This window comes from Burkholderia sp. Ax-1720, from assembly GCF_011753035.1.
GTDB classification, from domain to species: Bacteria; Pseudomonadota; Gammaproteobacteria; order Burkholderiales; family Burkholderiaceae; genus Burkholderia; species Burkholderia gladioli.
In genome coordinates this window covers 1-2,028 of sequence record NZ_VWWK01000387.1, presented here as the reverse complement: position 1 = coordinate 2,028, position 2,028 = coordinate 1, and the positions used below count along the sequence as shown (strand labels likewise).

At 73.6% G+C, this 2,028-nt stretch carries 2 protein-coding genes; both read left to right on the top strand.

Annotated elements, in window-relative coordinates; genetic code table 11:
* Positions 1-809, top strand: an 809-nt coding sequence (locus tag F3J18_RS37000; RefSeq protein ID WP_166917116.1) for an ABC transporter permease subunit, incomplete at its 5' end; no start/stop codon positions are given.
* Entirely contained in the window at positions 803-1,813 is a 1,011-nt protein-coding gene (locus F3J18_RS36995) for an ABC transporter ATP-binding protein (RefSeq protein ID WP_240154879.1), read from the top strand. The genes F3J18_RS37000 and F3J18_RS36995, both read left to right, overlap by 7 nt.
* Positions 1,814-2,028 lie beyond the last annotated feature (215 nt).

Sequence of the window (2,028 nt, the reverse complement as noted above, 5' to 3'; positions counted from 1 at the left end):
TGCTGGCGATCGCGGGCCGCCTGCTCGCGCCGGGCCGCGCGCTGGTGGCGCGCCTGCAACCGGCCGGCCCCTGGCTGGCCGCGATCGCGCTGCTGCTGGCCGCCTGGGAAATCGCCACCGCCAAGACCGGCTGGCTGCCCACGCCCTTCTTCGCGCCGCCGCAGGCGCTGATCGAGGTCTACCTCGACGATGCCCCGCGGCTGGCCGGCAGCGCGCTCAACTCGCTGAAGCTGCTCGGCGTGGGCGTGGCCACGGGCGCCGCGATCGGCTTCCTGGTGGGCGTCTCGGTCGGCTGGTCGCGCGCGATCGGCTATTGGGTGCATCCGGTGCTGCGCGTGCTCGGGCCGCTGCCGGCCACCGCCCTGCTGCCGCTCGCCTTCTACCTGTTCCCCTCGAGCTGGTCGGCCGCGGTGTTCCTGATCGCGCTGGCCACCGGCTTCCCGGTCGCCGTGCTGACCTGGTCGGGCGTGGCCGGCGTCGGCAAGGCCTATTACGACGTGGCCCGCACGCTCGGCGCGAATTCGCGCTTCCTGGTGCTGCGGGTGGCGATTCCCGGCGCCCTGCCGCAAGTCTTCGTCGGCCTGTTCATGGGGCTGGGCGCCTCCTTCACGGTGCTGGTGGTGGCCGAGATGATGGGCGTGAAGTCCGGCCTCGGCTGGTACCTGACCTGGGCCCAGGGCTGGGCCTCCTACACCAACATGTACGCGGCGCTGATCGTCATGGCCCTGCTGTTCTCGGGCCTCATCACCCTGCTGTTCGCGCTGCGCGACCGCGCGCTCGCCTGGCAGAAAGGAACCGTCAAATGGTGAGCCCCGCCACGCTGTCCCCGGCGCCCGCCGCACGCGGCGCCGATACGCCGATCGAAGCCGCGCGTCACGCGGACAGCACGCGCCGCGTGGATGTCGAGAGCCATGCCGATGCGCCGCGCCACGACGATGCCGAGCGCTATGCCGATGCGCCGCGCCATGTCGATGCCGAGCGCCACGTCGATGCGACACGCCACGCCGAAGCCGAGCGCCATGCCGATGCGACACGCGGCGACGATGCCTCGACCGTCGCCGGCGCGCGCATCGACATCCGCCATGCCAGCCACTGGTTCGATACCCCGAAGGGGCCGCTGCACGTGCTCGACGACGTCTCGCTGTCGGTCGCGCCGGGCGAGTTCGTCGCCCTGCTCGGGCCCAGCGGCTGCGGCAAGTCCACCCTGCTGCGGCTGGTGGCCGGCCTCGAGCCGGCCACGCGCGGCTCGATCCGGCAGGACGGCAAACCGATCGAGCGGCCCGATCCGTCGCGCATCGTGGTGTTCCAGGACCCGACGCTGTATCCGTGGCGGCGCGTGCGCGCCAACGTGGCGCTCGGGCTCGATGCGCGCGGCCTGGCCCGGCGCGAGCGGCACCGCGTCGACGAGGAACTGGCGCGCGTCGGCCTGAGCGAGTTCGCCGACGCGTTTCCGCACCAGCTCTCGGGCGGCATGGCGCAGCGCGTGGCGCTGGCGCGCGCGCTGGTCAACGATCCGCAATTGCTGGTGCTCGACGAGCCGCTCGGCAAGCTCGATTCGCTCACGCGCCTGACCATGCAGAGCGAGCTGGTCGCGCTGTGGCGGCGCGCGCGCTTCTCGGCCCTGCTGGTCACGCACGACGTGGAGGAAGCGCTGTTCCTCGCGCAGCGGGTGGTCGTGTTCGGGCCGCGCCCGGCGCGGATCCTCGCCGAGCTCGAGGTCGACCTGCCCTATCCGCGCCATCGCGGCGACCCGCGCCTGGCGGAGTTGCGCCGCACCGCGCTCGCCCATCTCGGCCTCGATGCGAGCTGGTAGCGCGCGCGGCGAGCGGGCCCGCGAGCTGTCGTCGCGATGAGCCTGGCGGCACCCGAGGCCTGGCTCAATCCGCTGCTCGCCACGCTGCACGAGGCCCAGGTCCTGCTCGGCGCGCTGGCCGACCGGCTCGGGCTGGCCGGCGACAGCCACGGCCAGCCGGCCTGGCCCTGGGCGCGGCGCGTGGCGACCGAGACGCTGGCGATCGACCGCGGCCT